11 protein-coding genes and 2 riboswitches are annotated in these 18,535 nt (G+C 29.3%); of the genes, 8 read left to right on the top strand and 3 right to left on the bottom strand.

What is annotated here, in order from left to right; all coding sequences use genetic code 11:
* The first annotated feature begins 21 nt into the window (after window positions 1-21).
* The 4 genes from KGF48_RS02580 (at window position 22) to KGF48_RS02565 (ending at window position 7,075) form a co-directional block, all read left to right on the top strand.
* Window positions 22-1,524, top strand: a complete 1,503-nt coding sequence (locus tag KGF48_RS02580) for an AbgT family transporter (protein ID WP_227839592.1) — start codon at window positions 22-24, stop codon at window positions 1,522-1,524.
* A gap of 71 nt (window positions 1,525-1,595) precedes the next feature.
* Window positions 1,596-2,852 carry a serine hydroxymethyltransferase gene (glyA, locus tag KGF48_RS02575; RefSeq protein WP_227867721.1) on the top strand — a complete coding sequence of 419 codons (1,257 nt, stop codon included), beginning with the start codon at window positions 1,596-1,598 and terminating at the stop codon, window positions 2,850-2,852.
* Between the two features lie 171 nt (window positions 2,853-3,023).
* Window positions 3,024-5,798, top strand: coding sequence for a calcium-translocating P-type ATPase, PMCA-type (locus KGF48_RS02570; RefSeq protein ID WP_227839565.1), 2,775 nt, complete (start codon window positions 3,024-3,026; stop codon window positions 5,796-5,798).
* 524 nt (window positions 5,799-6,322) lie between these two features.
* A complete protein-coding gene (locus tag KGF48_RS02565) occupies window positions 6,323-7,075 on the top strand; it encodes an EFR1 family ferrodoxin (RefSeq protein ID WP_227867720.1) in 753 nt (250 codons plus the stop codon).
* 183 nt (window positions 7,076-7,258) lie between these two features.
* Here KGF48_RS02565 and KGF48_RS02560 read toward each other — a convergent pair whose 3' ends face one another.
* Window positions 7,259-8,020, bottom strand: a complete 762-nt coding sequence (locus tag KGF48_RS02560) for an EFR1 family ferrodoxin (RefSeq protein WP_227839563.1) — start codon at window positions 8,018-8,020, stop codon at window positions 7,259-7,261.
* Window positions 8,021-8,502: 482 nt separating this feature from the next.
* On the opposite strand from KGF48_RS02560, the gene KGF48_RS02555 reads away from it, so the two are divergent.
* The 4 genes from KGF48_RS02555 to KGF48_RS02540 all read left to right on the top strand — a co-directional run bounded on the left by KGF48_RS02555 (window position 8,503) and on the right by KGF48_RS02540 (window position 15,755).
* Entirely contained in the window at window positions 8,503-10,122 is a 1,620-nt protein-coding gene (locus tag KGF48_RS02555) for a hypothetical protein (RefSeq protein ID WP_227840459.1), read from the top strand.
* A 232-nt stretch (window positions 10,123-10,354) separates the two neighbouring features.
* Entirely contained in the window at window positions 10,355-11,533 is a 1,179-nt protein-coding gene (locus KGF48_RS02550; protein ID WP_227840458.1) for a cation diffusion facilitator family transporter, read from the top strand.
* Between the two features lie 120 nt (window positions 11,534-11,653).
* Window positions 11,654-11,739: riboswitch (cyclic di-GMP riboswitch) on the top strand.
* 116 nt (window positions 11,740-11,855) lie between these two features.
* A complete protein-coding gene (locus tag KGF48_RS02545; RefSeq protein WP_227867719.1) occupies window positions 11,856-14,723 on the top strand; it encodes an SrtB-anchored collagen-binding adhesin in 2,868 nt (955 codons plus the stop codon).
* Between the two features lie 183 nt (window positions 14,724-14,906).
* Window positions 14,907-14,993, top strand: a riboswitch (cyclic di-GMP riboswitch).
* A 99-nt stretch (window positions 14,994-15,092) separates the two neighbouring features.
* Window positions 15,093-15,755 (top strand): anthrax toxin lethal factor-related metalloendopeptidase, encoded by a 663-nt coding sequence (locus tag KGF48_RS02540; protein WP_227840456.1) that lies wholly within the window; start codon window positions 15,093-15,095, stop codon window positions 15,753-15,755.
* Between the two features lie 198 nt (window positions 15,756-15,953).
* Here the strand turns inward: KGF48_RS02540 and KGF48_RS02535 are convergent, their stop codons facing one another.
* Window positions 15,954-16,922, bottom strand: a complete 969-nt coding sequence (locus tag KGF48_RS02535) for a DMT family transporter (protein WP_227840455.1) — start codon at window positions 16,920-16,922, stop codon at window positions 15,954-15,956.
* Between the two features lie 166 nt (window positions 16,923-17,088).
* A complete protein-coding gene (locus KGF48_RS02530) occupies window positions 17,089-18,279 on the bottom strand; it encodes a pyridoxal phosphate-dependent aminotransferase (RefSeq protein WP_227840454.1) in 1,191 nt (396 codons plus the stop codon).
* Between the last annotated feature and the right edge of the window lie 256 nt (window positions 18,280-18,535).

Genomic DNA, 18,535 nt, shown 5'->3' with positions numbered 1-18,535 from the left:
AACAAAGATAGTGGATTATTGATGAGAGCATTAAATGTTGTAGAGAGAGCAGGAAATAAACTTCCAGACCCAGTAACCATATTTTTATTACTATGCATAATTGTTTTAATATTGTCAGCAGTTATATCTAATTTAGGAGTAGAAGAAATACATCCTTCTACAAAAGAAGTTGTAAAGGTAGTAAATCTACTAGAGAAAGAGCAGATTCAATCATATTTAGGTAGTATAGTTACAAACTTCCAGTCATTTGCTCCATTAGGATTAGTATTGGTTACAATGCTTGGAGCAGGTGTTGCTGAGAAATCTGGATTTATGGAAGTGTTAATGAAAAAGGGAATAAGTAAAGTTCCGCAAAAACTTGTAACTGTAGCAATTGTATTTGCAGGTATGTTATCGCATACAGCAGCAGATGTAGGATTTATAATATTACCACCACTTGCAGCACTTGTGTTTTTAGGAATTGGAAGACATCCTCTTGTAGGTATGTTTGCAGCTTTTGCAGGTGTTGCAGGGGGATTTGCAGCAAATGTTATGCTTAGTACTACAGATGTATTGTTAGCTGGGTTTACAATACCAGCAGCTCAAATGATGGACCCATCTTACCAAGGTAATCCAGCAATGAACCTTTATTTTGCTTTTATATCAGCGATAGTTTTAACTTTTGCAGGAGCATTTGTAACTGAAAAATTTATAGCTCCTCGTTTTTCAAAATATAATGATTCAACAAATGATAAGGATATACAGAAATTGAGTGAACTTGAAAATAAGGGTATAAAGTACGCTTTATTATCATTGTTAGTTGTAGTAGTAATGATAGTTGCCTTATGTATAGGTGAAAATGCATTTATGAAAGATCCAGAGACTGGTTCTATACTATCTAGTAATGCACCTTTAATGAAAGGCATAGTTCCTATAATCACTATCATATTTTTAACTCCAGGATTAGTGTATGGAAAAGTAAGTAAGAAGATAAAAAGCGACAAAGAATTAGTATCTATGATGGGTAGTAGTATGAGTGATATGGGTGGATATATAGTCCTAGCATTTATAGCATCTCAGTTTATTAATTTATTTAATCTTAGTAACTTAGGAACAATTTTATCAATAACAGGAGCAAAATTACTGGCAGAATCGGGGATACCTAGCTATGGATTGATAATAGGATTTATATTGTTATCTGGATTTATCAATTTATTTGTAGGAAGTGCTTCTGCAAAATGGGCGATTTTAGCACCTATATTTGTTCCAATGTTTATGCTACTAGATTTCAATCCAGCATTAACTCAAATAGCTTATCGTATTGGAGATGCTTCAACAAATCCAATAAGTCCACTTTTCCCATATTTCCCAGTAATATTAGCTTTTGCTAGAAAGTATGATAAGGATATAGGTATAGGTACTGTCATATCGAATATGATTCCATACTCAGTAGTATTTACATTAATAGAAATAATAATATTATTACTATTCATGGGTATTGGCATACCATTAGGACCTGGTGGAGGAATATCTTACATTTTATAGACCTTTATAATAAATTTATTAATAAAGATTAAACTAAAAAAATATATTCTTTAATTAAGAGGAGGATTATTATGTTAAAAACAACAAAAATTTCAGACCCAGAGTTATATAAAATTGTAGCTGATGAGTTGGTTAGACAAGAGCATAATATCGAAATGATAGCTTCTGAAAGTACAGCACCAACAGAAGTACTTGAATTAAGTGGATGTGTATTTACAAATAAAACAGAAGAAGGTTATCCAGGCGCACGTTTCCAAGCAGGCTCTGAAGAAGCAGATAAACTTGAAAATCTAGCAATAAAACGTGCAAAAGAAATATTTGGAGCAGAACATGTAAATGTACAGCCTTACTCAGGTTCTACAGCTAATTATTGTGTATATTCAGCAATATTAAAACCAAATGATACTGTTTTAAGTATGCGTCTTGACCAAGGAGGACACTTAACACATGGTAGTACAGTAAACTTCTTACATGATATTTATAAATATGAATTTTATGGGGTAGATTCAAATACTGGTCGTATAGATTATGATGCTCTTGAAGCGAAGGCAAAAGAGTGTAAACCAAAACTTATAATTGCAGGAGCAAGCTCATATCCAAGGTTGATAGATTATGAAAGAATCTCAAATGTTGCAAAAGAAGTAGGAGCTTATTTTATGGTAGATATGGCTCATGTTGCAGGTTTGGTGGCGGCAAAAGTAATACCTAGTCCTGTACCTTATGCAGATTTTGTTTCTTCATCTACAACAAAAACTTTCTGTGGACCAAGAAGTGGTATTGTACTTTGTAAAGCTGAACATGCAAAGAAGCTTGATAAAGGTGTTTTCCCAGGTACGTTAGGTTCTATACATCTTAACACAGTTGCAGCGAAAACATTTTCACTATTGTATCTAGGGACAGATAAGTTTCGTAAGATAATGGAGCAAGTAGTATTGAATGCTAAAACTTTGGCAGCTGAACTTATTTCTCATGGATTTAGTATAGTAAGTGGTGGAACTGATAATCATATAGTAATGGTTGATTTAAGAAGTAAAAATTTGACAGGAAAGCAATTTGAAAAGGCTCTTGAATATGTAGGAATAACAGTTAACAAAAATGTTATACCTGATGACCCACAATCACCATTTGTAACTAGTGGTGTTCGTATCGGTCTTACATCAATATCTCAAAGAGGTCTCAAAGAAAAAGAAGTTGTACAAATAGCAGGTATAATGAATAAGGTATCAGAAAACATTGATAACAAAGAAGTATTAGATGAATGTAAAGTAGAAGCTCAGGAACTTATAGCTAAATTCCCATTGTATCCAGAAGGATATTTTGAAGATTAAGCATATCAATTTATGTAGCCTACAACCTATAAAGCCTATAACATAAAACCTAATAATATATAACCACTATAAGGTGTTGATTAATCAACACCTTATTTTTTTTGAAAAGTAATATACAAGCTATCATAAGCATATAATTCTCTATATATAATTAACAAGGGGGATAAAGTTATGAGGTATTATAATAAACCTACCAAAGAAGTCTTAAAATACTTAAAGACAAATCCAGAAGTTGGACTTGCTGATAATGAGGTAGAAGAAAGGAAACTTAGATATGGATTAAATGAATTTACGATAAAAGAAGGACGAACATTTTGGGACGAGTTGGGAGAAAGTCTAACAGAGCCAATGATATTAATTCTTCTGGGGGCAGCAGTAATAAGTTCTTTTGTAGGAGAACTTCATGATGCATTAGGGATTTTAGGGGCTATTTTTATTGGGATTTCCATAGGTATAATAACCGAAGGAAAATCCAAAAAGGCAGCTCATGCCTTATCAAAATTAACAGAAAACATAGAAGTAAAAGCACTTAGAAATGGTAAGATAATTAAAATATCAAAAGACAATTTAGTTCCTGGAGATATTGTGTATATAGAGACTGGAGATATGATACCAGCAGATGGGAGACTTATACAGTCTATAAATTTAAAGCTTAGAGAAGATATGCTTACAGGAGAGTCTGATGATGTAGCTAAAAATGCTGATGCCATATTAGATATGGAAGTAGTTTATTCTAAAACAGAAATAATTGAACAAGATACAATACCTGCAAAGCAAATAAATATGGTATTTGGAGGAACTCTTGTAGCATATGGTAGAGGAATAATGGTTGTTACTTGTATTGGTGATAAGACGGAGATGGGCAAGATAGCACAAAATTTATCAAATGAAGAACAGCAAACTCCGTTACAAATTAAATTAGGTAAGTTAGGAGCTAAAATAGCAGGTATATCAGGTGTAATAGCTACATTATTATGTATGTTTATGATTATACAAATGCAAAGAAGAGGTCTGCTAATTTTAGATACAAGCAGTATTTTATCTTTTTTACAATCATTAGAGCCTGCTAAAAATGCATATATGGTTTGTATTGCTTTAATAGTTGCAACAGTACCAGAAGGTTTGCCAACTATGATAAATATTACTTTAGCCATAACAATGCAAAAGATGGCAAAGATAAATGCATTAGTAACAAAGAAAGAAGCCTGTGAAACTATAGGTTCTGTTTCTGTAATATGTTCTGATAAGACTGGCACTTTGACACAAAATAAAATGATGGTAGAAGTAGCTTATATTGATGGTAAATATGTAAGTGGTGGAGAATATAAGAGTAATAGCTATTTTGAAGAAAATTGTATAGTAAACTCAACAGCAGATATAGAAAAAGAAGAAAATTCATTTAAATATATAGGAAGTGCAACAGAGTGTGCATTACTTTTATACCATAATGATAAAGATTATACTGAAATGAGAAAGCAAACTTATTTAATCTCACAAATACCATTTAGCTCAGAAGAAAAGAAAATGTCGACATTAATTCGTCAAGATGACTCAGATATATTGCTCTCAAAAGGAGCTCCAGAAGTATTACTGAAGAAATGTTCTTATGTACAGCAAGGTAAAAATATTGTTCCAATAACTCCAAGAATAGAAAAAAGTATTTTAGATGAAATTAGAAAGTTACAGATTAAATCTATGAGAACCTTAGGGTTTGCCTACAAAAAAATGACTAAATCTCGCACAGAGGTAGCAATAACATCAGAAGGAGAATTGAATTTAATAGGAAATCCAAGAGGCTATGAAAAAGAAGAAAATTTAATTTTTAGCGGATTTGTAGGAATAGTAGACCCATTAAGAGAAGGTGTTAAAGATTCTATTGATAAAGCTTTTAGTGCTGGGGTAGATGTAAAAATGCTTACAGGGGATAACATCAATACAGCTACTGCTATTGGAGATGAGTTAGGGCTATTAAATGATGGAAAAAAAGCTGTCGAAGCTACTTATATAGATGTGCTTACAGATGAAGAATTAAGAAAAGAAATCAAGGGAATATCAATCGTTGCAAGAAGCAAGCCAGATACAAAAATGAGAATAGTTTCAGCACTTCAAAAGAGTGGAGAAGTTGTAGCTGTGACAGGTGATGGTATAAATGATGCTCCTGCACTTAGTCAAGCAGATGTGGGAATTGCAATGGGTATTTCTGGAACAGAAGTTTCTAAAAATGCAGCTGATATAATATTGACTGATGACAGTTTCAGTACAATAGTAGAGGGAATAAAATGGGGAAGAGGTATATATGAAAACTTTCAAAGGTTTATACAGTTCCAGCTTACTGTAAATATAGTAGCATTTATAATTGCTATAATATCTCAACTTACTGGTAAAGACATGCCTTTTACCACAATACAATTATTATGGGTAAACATAATAATGGATGGTCCTCCAGCGTTAGCATTAGGATTAGAGCCTGTTAGAGATTATGTATTGAAAAGAAAACCAATAAATAGACATTCTGGAATAATAGCTAGGTCTATGTCTGTAAATATTATTATAAATGCTATCCTTATGATTACAATTGTATTTACACAATCAGCTTTCAACATATTGGGAGCAACTCCAGAAGAACAAGGTACTGTTATATTTTCCTTATTTGCATTCAGTGCTCTTTTTAATGCATTAAATTGTAGAGAATTTGGATTAAACAGTACAATACCAAATCTATTTAAAAATAAATTAGCATTACAAGTAATAGTTGTGACAGGTGTTATTCAAATAATATTTACCCAAGTATTTCAAAGTTTCTTCAATTCAGTGTCACTAGAGTTTGATATGTGGATAAAGATAATATTATTTGCATCGACTATTCTATTGTCAAATGAACTTGTAAAATTATTTCTTAGAACAATAAAAAATGGTAAAAAAGTGAATCTTAATGATAAAAATTAACTTCTAAAATTCCGCAAAATCGTATTGAAATTACGCTTTTGCGGTTTTATTTGTTTTTGTGGAAGTGATTTCAAAATACTATTTATCGCTTTTTTGTATGATACATTATTATTATACTTAAAAAATGTGATTAACTATTAAAATATGGTATTTAGCAACATACTCATAAGATTTAAAGATTATTATTGCTACTAATTTACTGCCATTAAATGAGTCCTAGTATGATGTCAAGAGCCTTGAATATATGAGCTGATAGACATAATTTGCGAAGTATTTGATATGAAATAATAATATATAATATTTTGATGGTAAAGAGTTTCTTTACCAATGTCGCAATATTTATTTTGTCTGATATAATGGTTAAAGAACATTAACGAAATAAGGAAAAACCATGCAGGGATTATGCATATTGAAGAGAACTAGAAGGGTAAAAATATAAATAAAAAGTATATCTGAATATTTAAGTAAGTTAAAAATATGCGATAGTTTTAAAATATGAATTTTATAAAGGGGTTGCTAAAATTATGATTATATATTTTTCTGGTACTGGTAACAGTGAATATGTGGCAAAAAAAATAAGTAAAGAGCTTCAAGATGAGGTATTGAATATATTTGAAAAAATTCGAACTAGGGATTATTCTGATTTAATATCTGATAGACCATGGGTTATCGTTGTACCAACTTATGCATGGCGTATTCCACGCATTGTGCATGAATGGTTAATGAAAACAGAACTGGGTGGAAACAAGAATATTTATTTTGTAATGACCTGTGGGGCTGATATTGGAAATGCAGGTACCTATTTGAATAAATTATGTGAAGAAAAAGGGATGAATTACAGGGGATGTGTTTCTGTAATCATGCCAGAAAACTATATTGCGCTTTTCAGTACCCCAAGTAAAGAAGAAGCTTTAGTAACGATTGAACAAGCTGATCAGAAAATATCATCTACGATACAATGTATTAGAACTGATATAGCATTCCCAGAATCTAAAGCAACATTTAAGGCTAAATTCAGTAGTGGCTTTGTCAATAATATATTTTATCCAATATTTGTTCATTCTAAAAAATTTTATGTTACAGATGCTTGTGTTTCTTGTAAGAAATGTGAAAATGTATGTCCACTTGAAAATATACATCTTAATGATGGAAAGCCAAACTGGGGAAATCATTGTACTCATTGCATGGCCTGTATATGTCGATGTCCAAAAGAAGCTATTGAATATGGTGAACATAGCAAGGGAATGGCACGTTATACTTGCCCAAAGGAAATGTAAAAATAAATGATTTAAACTAATCTTGATGTATGTTAAGGATGGTGTTTTAAAAGCAATCAGTATATCACATAGATTTTATATAATTGAGTATTAATTTAAAAGACAGTTGATAAATAGTCAGCTGTCTTTTTTCAATCAATTAAATTAACTAGTCATCTTAATGAAATTCTAATGAAATTTGTATTATAGATATTTCTCAATTTTACTTTGTTCAATTACGCGTTTACCCAATAAGGTAATTGCCTGTTTTGGGCAATTATTAATACAGCGATAACACATAGTACACTGATTTCCTGGTATAGCAGTACCATTTTTCAAGACAATATTTTTCAAGCAACATAGATTTACACATTTTCCACAGCCAATACATTTGTCAGCATTTATTTTTAATTTGTCTGAATAGTATTTTGTTTTATTAATAAAATATAGCCTTTGTCCAAATAAACCTGCTATATGATAAAAAATTCCTATTCCATCTTGTGTTGGCATTCCGTCTTGCAATTTTTTTACAGCATGCTTTATTTTTTGCTCTGCATTTGTTATGAGTTTTCTATTGCCTTCTAAAGTCTTTTTTAGTACCTTTTCGTCAGCAATGCTATCAGGCATTTTTAAATGTAAACCTCCAATAATGACTGCACCATATTTTTTAAGCAAACGAGCTAAGATACCTGCTCCATCTCCACTGAATAGTCCCATTGTTGTAATAATAAAAACTCGCTTGTCTTTCCATAAATTTTGATGATTGATTATAAAGTCTTTTAATATTTTAGGTATGTTACTGTATTGTGTAGGATAGCTAAATACAATATCTTTATGATAACTAATTTGATGTAATAATTGCTTATCTTCAATAGAAAATGCTTTTGATGTCATATCATATTCCTGCAAAAATTTTTCTATACAATATTTTGAATTACCTGTTCCACTGAAATATATTCCTAGCATAATTTTTCTCCAATTTTTAATTTATTGACTTATTTGTTTTATTCTACCATGAGGATATATAAAAGTCATTTTTTTTATGCTTTAAGTAGATATTTAAGCAAAAGTTATGTGAATTAATTTTGATATGTAGAAAATAGAGTATTTTTTATTTATTTAGAAATGTTGTTAATAAAGAATTCTTTATTTTACTTAGATATAAATTAATATAAAAATATGCTATAAATGTGTTGGTTTGCTTAGAAATAATATATTTCTGTGCTACTTAATAAATAAAAGTTGTCAATTAAGATGTATATAAATAACTAGTATTATGAAAAATATAATAGAGAATTTGTTTATGATATTATTTTATATTTATATGAGTAAGAAGTGGATATAGATTATAATAACAGAAAGATTAAGAAGTGAATGTTAAGTAATAAATACAATTAATAAAAATTTTAAAATTGTATCTAAAGGGATATATAGAAAGGAAAATATTTATGAAGTTTAAAAAGTGGGTCAGTATAATTTTATCCATAATAGTGGTAAGTGCTTTTCTTGTGGGTTGTACAAATAAATCTAATTCAGATGTAGTGTCGAATGAAAAAATATCATATAAAATAAACTCCACAAAAAATAGTAATAATAAGGTTGAGACTAATAAATTTAATTTAGGAACATCAGAAATGGTTATAAGAGGTAAATCTATACCATTTAATATGGAAGGAATAATATCAGTACCTGAAAATATAAAAGAAAAAGCACCTGTAGTATTAATCTTTCATGGACAACATGGAGACGGAGAAAATGACTTTGAAGATGGATTTAAATATCTTACTGAGGATTTAGCAAGAAATGGTATCATAGGAGTATCTATTGATACCTCAGTGAATTATACTTTTAAGTATGGAGAACCAGTGGAAAATGAAAGAATAACTCATTTAGCTCAAACATATATACAAACTTTTAAAGACGTAAACGAAGGTAAGAAAAATGGATTTGGATTATATCTTAAAGATAAAGTTGATTTAAATAATATTGGTCTTATAGGACACTCTGTAGCAGGTTCAGGGGTAATTAAAATAGCAGAAGACCAAATGCAAAAAGGATTTAAAGGGATAAAAGGAATTATATCACTTACACCAGCATATAATAGTCCGATAGAAAAATTTCCTGATATACCAACAGCAATAATAGTTTCAGAGTATGATGGAGATGTTGTTCATAGTGGAGATGATATTTTTTATGATATATCTTTAGATAAAAATAGAAAAAGCCCATTGGGACTAACTTATCTAGTGGGCGGAAATCATAATGCATACAACTCAGTTTTAGGAGAAAAAGAGTTTTCTAAGCCACAGACTACTAATGGAACTTATCCTGAGAAATTAGGAGAAGAAGAACATAGAGATTTTTTCTCTAATTATGTAGTTGACTATATGAAATCTATTTTTGGGTTTGATAGTAGTGAATCACCTATCTTCAATAAAAAAGCATTGCCTTATAAAATGTATGGATATCAAACTTTAAATAAAGTTAAATATAGTGAATCTGTAGAATTATTTAATAAAAAGACATTTAAAAATATAAATTCAAGTAATGTTGATACAAAAGAATTAGTTGAATCAGAGAGACTGAACAAAGATACTGCAAAAATATTTATCAATACTGGAGTGAATGAAAATTTAGACTTGTTACAAGTTGATTGGAAATCTGAAAGTGGAAAAATAGAACTACCTTTAAATAATAATAACTTAGGAGCTTATTCTGCACTAAAGTTTAGATGGGCATTAAACTCTCCTAGTAAATTAAATAATAAAGATAATGTAGTTTCTTTCAAACTTAGCTTAGTTGATTCTAAGGGAAAAGAAAGTAGTATCATTGTAGAAAATGATAAAGTATCTGCTATGAAGTATTTTGAAGGAGAAGTTATAAAAGATGAATATGTAGAAGGGAAGTTTATGGAATTTTGGTCAAGATATACTCCAATAAGTGATACAGTAATACCACTTGACAAGTTTAAAAATATAAATTTATCTAATATAAAAAATGTTACAATTGAATTTGAAAGTCCAGAAACTGGTTCAATTATGTTAAATAAAATAGTTGGTATAAAATAATAATATTGGTTCTAGATAAAAGTATAAAATATCTAGGGCCAATTTTATTAAACCTATTAATTTTAGTCAGATATATAAAACTACTTCATATTAACTATAAGAAAAGAAATTTAAGAATATTTTACTGATATAGAGCAAGTTTAAAGAATTTTATATCTAAATTGTGTTATCATAAGTAAAGATATAAAGTTTCGAGTTTATTAACAAAATAAAAGACAGGGAGGTAAGTTTCATGTTTTCAAAAATCCTAGTCAAAACATTTATCAAAGATAGTGAGAATGTTCAAGATAAAGTTGTTAGAAATAAGTATGGTTATGTGGCAGGAATAGTAGGTATAATATCTAATTTAGTTTTATTTATAGTAAAGGTCTCTATAGGTATGCTTACATCAAGTATAGCTATAATGGCAGATGCATTTAATAATCTTTCAGATATGGCATCTTCAGCAATAACTATGATAGGGTTTAAACTAGCAAGTAAACCAGCTGACAAAGAACATCCTTTTGGACATGGTAGAATAGAATATCTATCAGCATTGATAGTAGCATTTATGGTTATGTTGGTTGGACTTCAATTTGTGAAATCGTCTATAGAAAGAATAACAAATCCAGTTCCTATAAAGTTTGAATTAGTGCCACTTATACTTTTAATTGCATCTATAATGGTTAAAATATGGTTGAGCCGTTTTAATAAATTTATGGGAAATAAAATTAATTCATCAGCATTAAAAGCAGTGTCATTAGATGCTTTGGGAGATGTATTTACATCAAGCTGTGTAGTTATATCTTTTATCTTGGCGAGATTTACTGATTTGCCTATAGATGGATATGTAGGTATTGTAGTATCATTAGTAATTCTTTATGCAGGCTTTTCTCTTGTAAAAGATACTATAAATCCTCTTCTTGGAGAAGCTCCAGATGAAGAAATGGTCAAATCTATTTTAGAATTATTATTATCTTATGAACATATAATAGGTACACATGATTTAATAATCCATAATTATGGAGTTGGAAGATGTATTGCATCTATACATGCAGAAATTCCGTCGAATATCGATATAATGGAAATTCATGAAATTATAGATACTGCTGAGAGAGAAATATCTGAAAAGTTGGATATATATTTGGTAATTCATATGGACCCTATATGTCTTGATGATGAAGAGGTTATATCAGCAAAAAGAGAACTTGAAGAAATACTTAAGAAAAACAGCCTTATAAAATCTATGCATGACTTTAGGATAGTTGGAAAAGGAAGTAAGAAGAATTTAGTCTTTGATATAGTAGTTAATCCTTCTGAATTCTCCAAAGGTATGTCAGAAGAAGATTTAAAAGAAGATATAACAAAACTAGTTAAGGAGATGAATCCTGAATATAATTGTGTTATTGTTGTAGATAAAGATTTCATTTAATGATGATTAAAAAATAAAGGGAAAAAATGTAAAAAATATAGACAATAAAATATAGACATAATATAATAGATATATAACTGTATTTAATTTGAATATAATAATTTTTAATTATTTTTATAAAAAAATTATAGAGACGTTGAAGTATATCCTATTACTGGGCACCTTATGGATATATAGAGTCAGTGGTGCAACCGGCTATGAATATAAATTTTATTTATTTCATAGCTTTTTTTGTATAGTTTTTTGATAAAAGAAATTAAATTATATTATGTATTTATAGAACTTTACAAAAGTGCGAATAGATTAGAGGGGAGCAATCTATATGAGGAAAGGAAATAAGAAGGCATTATTAATCAGTTTAATTATGATTTTAAGTATGATAGTTACTACAATATATCCAGCTGTATCTTATGCGTCAGAATTAGAAGGAAGTGGGTCTATCCAAAGTAATTCAAATAATTCACCAACTGGAGATGGAAAACAAGAAGAAAATAAGAAGCCAGAACAGACTCCAGGAGGAGACAAACAAGAAGAAAATAAGAAACCAGAACAGACTCCAGAAGGAGATAAACAAGAAGAAAATAAGAATCCAGAACAAGCTCCAGAAGGAGACAAACAAGAAGAAGATAAAAAACCAGAACAGACTCCAGAAGGAGATAAACAAGAAGAAAATAAAAAGCCAGAACAAACTCCAGAAGGAGATAAACAAGAAGAAGATAAAAAACCAGAACAGACTCCAGAAGGAGATAAACAAGAAGAAAATAAGAAGCCACAGCAAACTCCAATAGAGGATGAAAATTTACTTAAAACTTTAGAAGAAGAACTTAATGAAGAGTATGGATTTGTTGTAAAAATTAATAATAATACAATAGAAACAGAGTCAATGAAAAAAATTACATTTAAATTAACTTATACTCCAACATCAAAAGGGATACAAGCAGGTGACTCAATAACTTTTAAGGTTCCAGATGTGTTTAACAAAGTTAATTTAGATTATACAAGTGAATGTTTTGATAAAACAGATAGTAATGGAGAGTATACACTTACATTTAGAGAATTACCCAATGGTCAAAGTGTAATGCAAGGAAAAATTGGATTAGAAGCATATGTGAATAAAGTTGATGAAGAGACAAGTGCAAAAATTCATATTGAAACTACTGGAAAGATAGAAAGTGGAAGTGGAGATGTAGATATAGAAATAAAGCCTAGCGATAAAGAAGACATTGAAGAAGCTAAAGGAACACTTAAAAAGCTTGTTGAAGGAAGAGAGTCAACTACTGTATTTATGCCAGTTAAAAATAAAGATGTAAATTATAGTATACAAGTAAATGAAAAAGAGGAAGAATTAAAAGACATTACTTTATATGATGAGCTTCCTGAAGGAATGACATTAATAAAAGATTCTGTAAGTGTAGTGGCAAGCAATGGAAAAGAAGTAAGTGATTTTAATATTGAACAAGGTGAAAATTCTATTTCAGTTAATTTTGGAGATATAGATAAAGCGTATACTGTTAAGTATAAGGCTAGAATTAGTGATGAAAATGCGAAACATGGTAATAAATATAAGAATATAGCTAGATTAGAATCTGCTGGTAAGAAATTGCAAGAAGATGATGCTACTGTAAGTGTATTTGATAGGGGAAATGATTATCTTTTGACTAAGGGACATTCAGGAGCAACAAATATTACTCAAGTAGGTCAAGTAATCAACTATCAAATTTCAATAAATGGTGACAAATCACCAATAAGTAATGTGGTTATAACAGACAATATACCAGAAGGTATGAGATTAACTACTGCTGGAGAAGCTGGGCATGATTTTAGAGTTGTAGAAGTTCCAATGAATGGTGGCTGGACTCCTTGGAGTAAAGAAAAAATTGCAAATAATATTTCATATAAAACAGAAGAAAAAAGAAATGAAAGTGGGCAAGTAGAAAAAGTTATAACTGGATTTACAATTAATCTTAGTGAAGAAGAAGTTGAATCAAAGTTTTTTATAGCATATACATTAAAAGTTATTAGTATTGAAGATAGTTATACAAATAGAGCTGTTCTTGATGCAAATAATAGTCAAGTAGATAAAAGAGACGAGATAAGTTTTAAGAAGAACTCTGGATTAATAAGTGCCAAAAAAGAGGTTGATAAAAAGGTATTAGATGGCAATGATAACCAAATAGTTAAGTATAAAATAAACATGTCAACTTATGGTGTTTATGATGCAGGGCAAGTAAATATTTTAGATGAAGTAAATCCAGCATTAAAAATATCTAATATAAAATACTCTGATAATCTTGAACTTAAAAAAGAAGCTGGAGATGGGAAAAATACTATAAGATTAGTAAATAAATATGAATTTAAGCAGATAAAAGAAGGTGAACCTGTACAAGGTTGGGTTACATTTGATGCAGATTTTACAGATGTAAAAGTAGGAGAGACTATACAAAATGTAGCTCAGATTAATGGTTCAAGTCCTCCTGGAGTAGAAACTACTAAACAAGGGTATGCTTTTGAAGCTAAAAAGGTAGACAATTCAGATAAAAGTGCTCTTGAAGGTGCAAAGTTTAATTTGGAAAATACATTTGGAATAGTAGTAGTTAAGGATTTAGTTAGTAATGAAGATGGTATAATTGAATCTAGTGTCAAAAATCCAGGAATATATTATTTAGTGGAGACCATGGCTCCAAGTGGATATGAAAAATTAAAGGATAAAATAAAGGTGGAAATTGATAGAAAAAATATTGGTAAAATTGTGGATATTGGAAATATAGAAAATGTAAAACAAGAAAATATTCCAGTAAATCCACCAGCACCACCAGATACAGATGAACCAACAGTAAATCCACCAGTGCCACCAAGTACAGATAAGCCAAGTAAACCATCAAGACCATCTGATACAGAGGAAGCAACAATAAATCCACCAGTACCACCATCAGAAAATGTGGTAAATCCACCAATACCACCATCAGAAGATGCAATAGAAAAGCCTGTTAAACAAATTGTTCCAATACCAGAGGTAGTAAACCCACCAGTGCCACAGGAAAAGAATAATACAGTAAAAGATAATACTGTAGTAAATCCACCAGTGCCACCAAAGACAGGGGATAGTACTACAATTACTGTAGAAATACTTTTGGGGTTAGGAGCTATTGTAGGACTTATTATATTGAGAAGAAAGAAAAACATCAATTAGACCCTAACATTATAAAAATATAAGTAATATTAAAAAATATCTTCTAAAACAATATTCTTAAGTGAGAATATTGTTAGAAGATATTTTTTTTTGGAGTATTATGTAAAAAAATAATCGTTTTTTAGAAAAAAATCCAGAAAACTATAGACAAAGAGAAGGATATAAGATATAATATAAATATAAAATTAAATGAGGCAAAACTAGGGAAACCTAGTCACGCAAAGCTATAGGGGCTAAAGTTTAAGTAAACTATGCCAGCCAGTTGCCGAAAAGAGTAAAAATTTCTTTTTGTATATACAAAGATACTCTTGGGTATCTTTTTTATTTTGAAATTTATTACTCCCGGCCTAACTCAAAGGAGGGAATAATATGAAAACAAGTAAAAAATTATTAATCGCTATAATATCAATATTCTTAATAAGTTCAGTTCCAGTAAGTGCACATGCAGATAGTGCAACTTTACAAAACAATAAAGAAACACTTAGTCAAATAGTGGTTCTTCCAAGTGGAAATTACGATAAAAATGAAGCTAATGCTATGATAAATAGACTTGCAAATATAGATGGAAAATATCTAAATGTATTAAAACAAGATAACTTAAAAATAAAATTATTGAGTGGAAAATTAACAGATGAAAAAGAATATGCTTATTTAAAAGGTGTAGTTCCTAAGGGATGGGAAAATACTGGTAAAACTTGGGATGATGTTCCTGGTTTAGGTGGAAGTACAGTAGCTCTTAGAATAGGATTTAGTAACAAAGGTAAAGGTCATGATGCAATAAACTTAGAATTACATGAAACAGCACATGCAGTAGACCATCTTGCATTGAATGATATTTCTAAATCAGCACAATTTAAACAAATATTTGCTAAAGAAGGACGTTCTTTAGGAAATGTAAATTATTTAGGTGTATATCCAGAAGAATTCTTTGCTGAAGCATTCGCATATTACTACTTGAATCAAGACACAAATAGTAAATTAAAAGCAGCTTGTCCACAAACTTATAGCTTTTTACAAAACTTAGCAAAATAAAAAATTTATATAAAAACATTAAGGGGCTGTCTCAAAATAGAGATAAGCCTCTTTTTCATTGTTGAAATGATAAAAATATATTTGATTTCATACAAAAAGAGTGCCTCATGAACTAAAAAGTTCATTTTGAGACACAACCTTTTATATTGTGTGTAAAACTAATCAATTTAATCTTATGTATATTTTTTATGTGATGATTTATTGCTGACTTTTATATAATGACTCAATATGTTTATTATGAGCTTGAGCCATTATTGTAGGTATAATAGAAACTATTGAACCAATCACTATCAATAGAATTCCTATAATCATATTAATAGGAATAAATTCTTTAAGAATTAGTAATGCCAGTATTGGAGATATTACAGGCTTAAAGAAAAATACTAAAGATGTAAGGCTAGTAGATGTAGCTTCCATTGCCATAAAATAAAGTGCATAACCAACACCTGTAACAAATACAAATACGTAAATCATAGTAGGTATGTTGTGTAAGGTATAACCACTAAAAATAGGTATATTTGCAAATACATGGAGCCCATTTTTATTTAACATATTTGATATAAAATTAATCTTAGTAAATAGAACTAATACAAGCATTTCTAAACTACCTAATATAAAACTGAAACAAGTCACAACTATTCCACCAAATTTTAAGGTTTTTCTTTTACCAAAAACAGTGTACATTGAAAAAATAATGGCAGAAGATAGTGTTAAGAATATACCACTAAAAGTTAATCTTGTATGCAGTGGATTTATAATAACTATAATTCCAAGTACTTCTAATATAAGTGAAATTATATTATGCCTATAGATTTTTTCCTTTAGAATTAAATAAGCTAGAAGCATTACAAATACTGGATTACAACTAAATAAAACAGCAACTACAGATGCTTTTGTGTTTAGTACAGCTAACTGGTACAATGACATACTTACTACAACACACATAAAGCCTAGAAAAGCAAAGTATTTTAAATCTGATTTTGTAATAGAAATACTAAGGGATTTTAATCTTTTTATAGCAAAAGGTAGTAAGACTAAGCCACCAACAAAAAATCTTGATAAAGTTATTTGTAAGGGATTAAAGTCATTTGTAACTGTTTTTAGACTAATTTCCATTGAACTAAAAAATAGGGTAGTTAGTATTATATAAACATAACCTTTTTTCAAATCAAACACCTCCTTGTAATTTATATTAGTACTATAAACTACAATATTCAAGTACATTGGTATAAAATGGTATATAAACATAAGATATAAAATTATAAGCTACCTTAATATAGAATATAAAATTCTACACTAAGGTAGCTAATTATTTGTAATTATATTTATTTAATTATTTTAAATTGTACAATTTAGCTAATTTTTCAAATGCTGGTAGGGAACTCTTAACCTTATCATAAGATACACAATATGATACTCTAAAGTGTCCTGGGCAACCAAAAGAAGAGCCTGGAACTAATAGTAAATTAAATTGTTTAGCATCAGCACAGAATTTTTTATCATCTTCAATTGGAGCTTTTGGGAATAAATAGAATGTACCACTAGGTTTAACACAAGAAAATCCCATTTCTATTAAGCTATTATATAAAAGGTCAAAGTTCTTCTTGTAAATATTTACATCAACTTCTGCATCTAAGCTTCTTGCAATAACTCTTTGAAAAAGAGAAGGAGCATTTACAAATCCAAGTATTCTATTTGCAACATTTAATGAAGACATAACATCATCAAAATCATCCATTTCGCCATTAGCCACAATATATCCTATACGTTCACCAGGTAGAGACAATGATTTACTATAAGAGTATCCTATAAATGAATTTTTATAGTATTTTAATATACAAGGAACTTTAGCACCATCATAAATTATTTCTCTATATGGTTCATCAGAAATTAAATATATATTTGTATTAAATTCTTTTTGTTTTGTGTCTAGTAACTCTCCAAGATTTTTTAGCAATTCTTCAGAATAAATAACACCAGTAGGATTGTTTGGAGTGTTTATTATTAGAGCTCTTGTCTTTGGGGTAATAGCATTTTTTAGAGCATCTAAATCTGGTTCAAAAGTTTCTATATTTGTAGGGACTTCTATTAACTTTCCATCATAGTTTTCTGTATAATTTTTATACTCACCAAAATATGGTGCAAAAGCAATAACTTCATCATCAGGATTTAAAAGAGTTTTTAAAATAATATTTAGACCACCAGCAGCACCACAAGTCATAATTAAGTTATCTCTTGTAAGGTTTAATCCATTTTTCTTATTTATGTGCTTGGCAATAGCATCTCTTACATCTTCGTATCCTGAGTTGTTCATATATCCATGAACTAGATTTGGAGATTCTTCATTTAAAATATCACTTATAACTGCTTTAATAGTTTCTGGAGGCTCAACACTTGGATTTCCTATACTAAAATCAAAAACATTTTCTTCTCCGTACATATCGGAGAGTTTTTTTCCCTCTTCAAACATGGCTCTTATAACAGAGCTGTTTGCAACTAAAGTTTGCATTTTATTAGATATCATATGTAACACTCCCTTTTATAGATTTATATTGCTTATGTATATATTACCATATTTTTACTGAATTTAGACAATTTTCGAAAAATTTCTTGTTTGAAAATATAAATTTTTATATAAAATATATTTATGTATGATGTATATAAAAAATTACAAATTCTAACTAAACCACAATTATATTTTATGATAATTTTATAAGGGAGTATAAAATTATACAGTTATAAGGCAAAATATTCTTGACTGTATCAAGGATTTAATATAA

Source organism: Clostridioides sp. ZZV15-6388 (assembly GCF_020657755.1).
In the GTDB taxonomy this organism is placed as follows: Bacteria; Bacillota; Clostridia; order Peptostreptococcales; family Peptostreptococcaceae; genus Clostridioides.
Note: the sequence above shows the minus strand (reverse complement) of the source record. Positions and strands in the feature narration are given on the sequence as shown.

Excerpts from the sequence above, each read along its gene's own strand:
- KGF48_RS02540 (WP_227840456.1), top strand. The coding sequence starts at position 15,093 with ATGAAAACAAGTAAAAAATTATTAATCGCTATAATATCAATATTCTTA.
- KGF48_RS02565 (WP_227867720.1), top strand. The coding sequence starts at position 6,323 with ATGATTATATATTTTTCTGGTACTGGTAACAGTGAATATGTGGCAAAA.
- KGF48_RS02545 (WP_227867719.1), top strand. The coding sequence starts at position 11,856 with ATGAGGAAAGGAAATAAGAAGGCATTATTAATCAGTTTAATTATGATT.
- KGF48_RS02530 (WP_227840454.1), bottom strand. The coding sequence starts at position 18,279 with ATGATATCTAATAAAATGCAAACTTTAGTTGCAAACAGCTCTGTTATA.
- KGF48_RS02560 (WP_227839563.1), bottom strand. The coding sequence starts at position 8,020 with ATGCTAGGAATATATTTCAGTGGAACAGGTAATTCAAAATATTGTATA.
- KGF48_RS02570 (WP_227839565.1), top strand. The coding sequence starts at position 3,024 with ATGAGGTATTATAATAAACCTACCAAAGAAGTCTTAAAATACTTAAAG.
- KGF48_RS02580 (WP_227839592.1), top strand. The coding sequence starts at position 22 with ATGAGAGCATTAAATGTTGTAGAGAGAGCAGGAAATAAACTTCCAGAC.
- glyA (WP_227867721.1), top strand. The coding sequence starts at position 1,596 with ATGTTAAAAACAACAAAAATTTCAGACCCAGAGTTATATAAAATTGTA.
- KGF48_RS02555 (WP_227840459.1), top strand. The coding sequence starts at position 8,503 with ATGAAGTTTAAAAAGTGGGTCAGTATAATTTTATCCATAATAGTGGTA.
- KGF48_RS02550 (WP_227840458.1), top strand. The coding sequence starts at position 10,355 with ATGTTTTCAAAAATCCTAGTCAAAACATTTATCAAAGATAGTGAGAAT.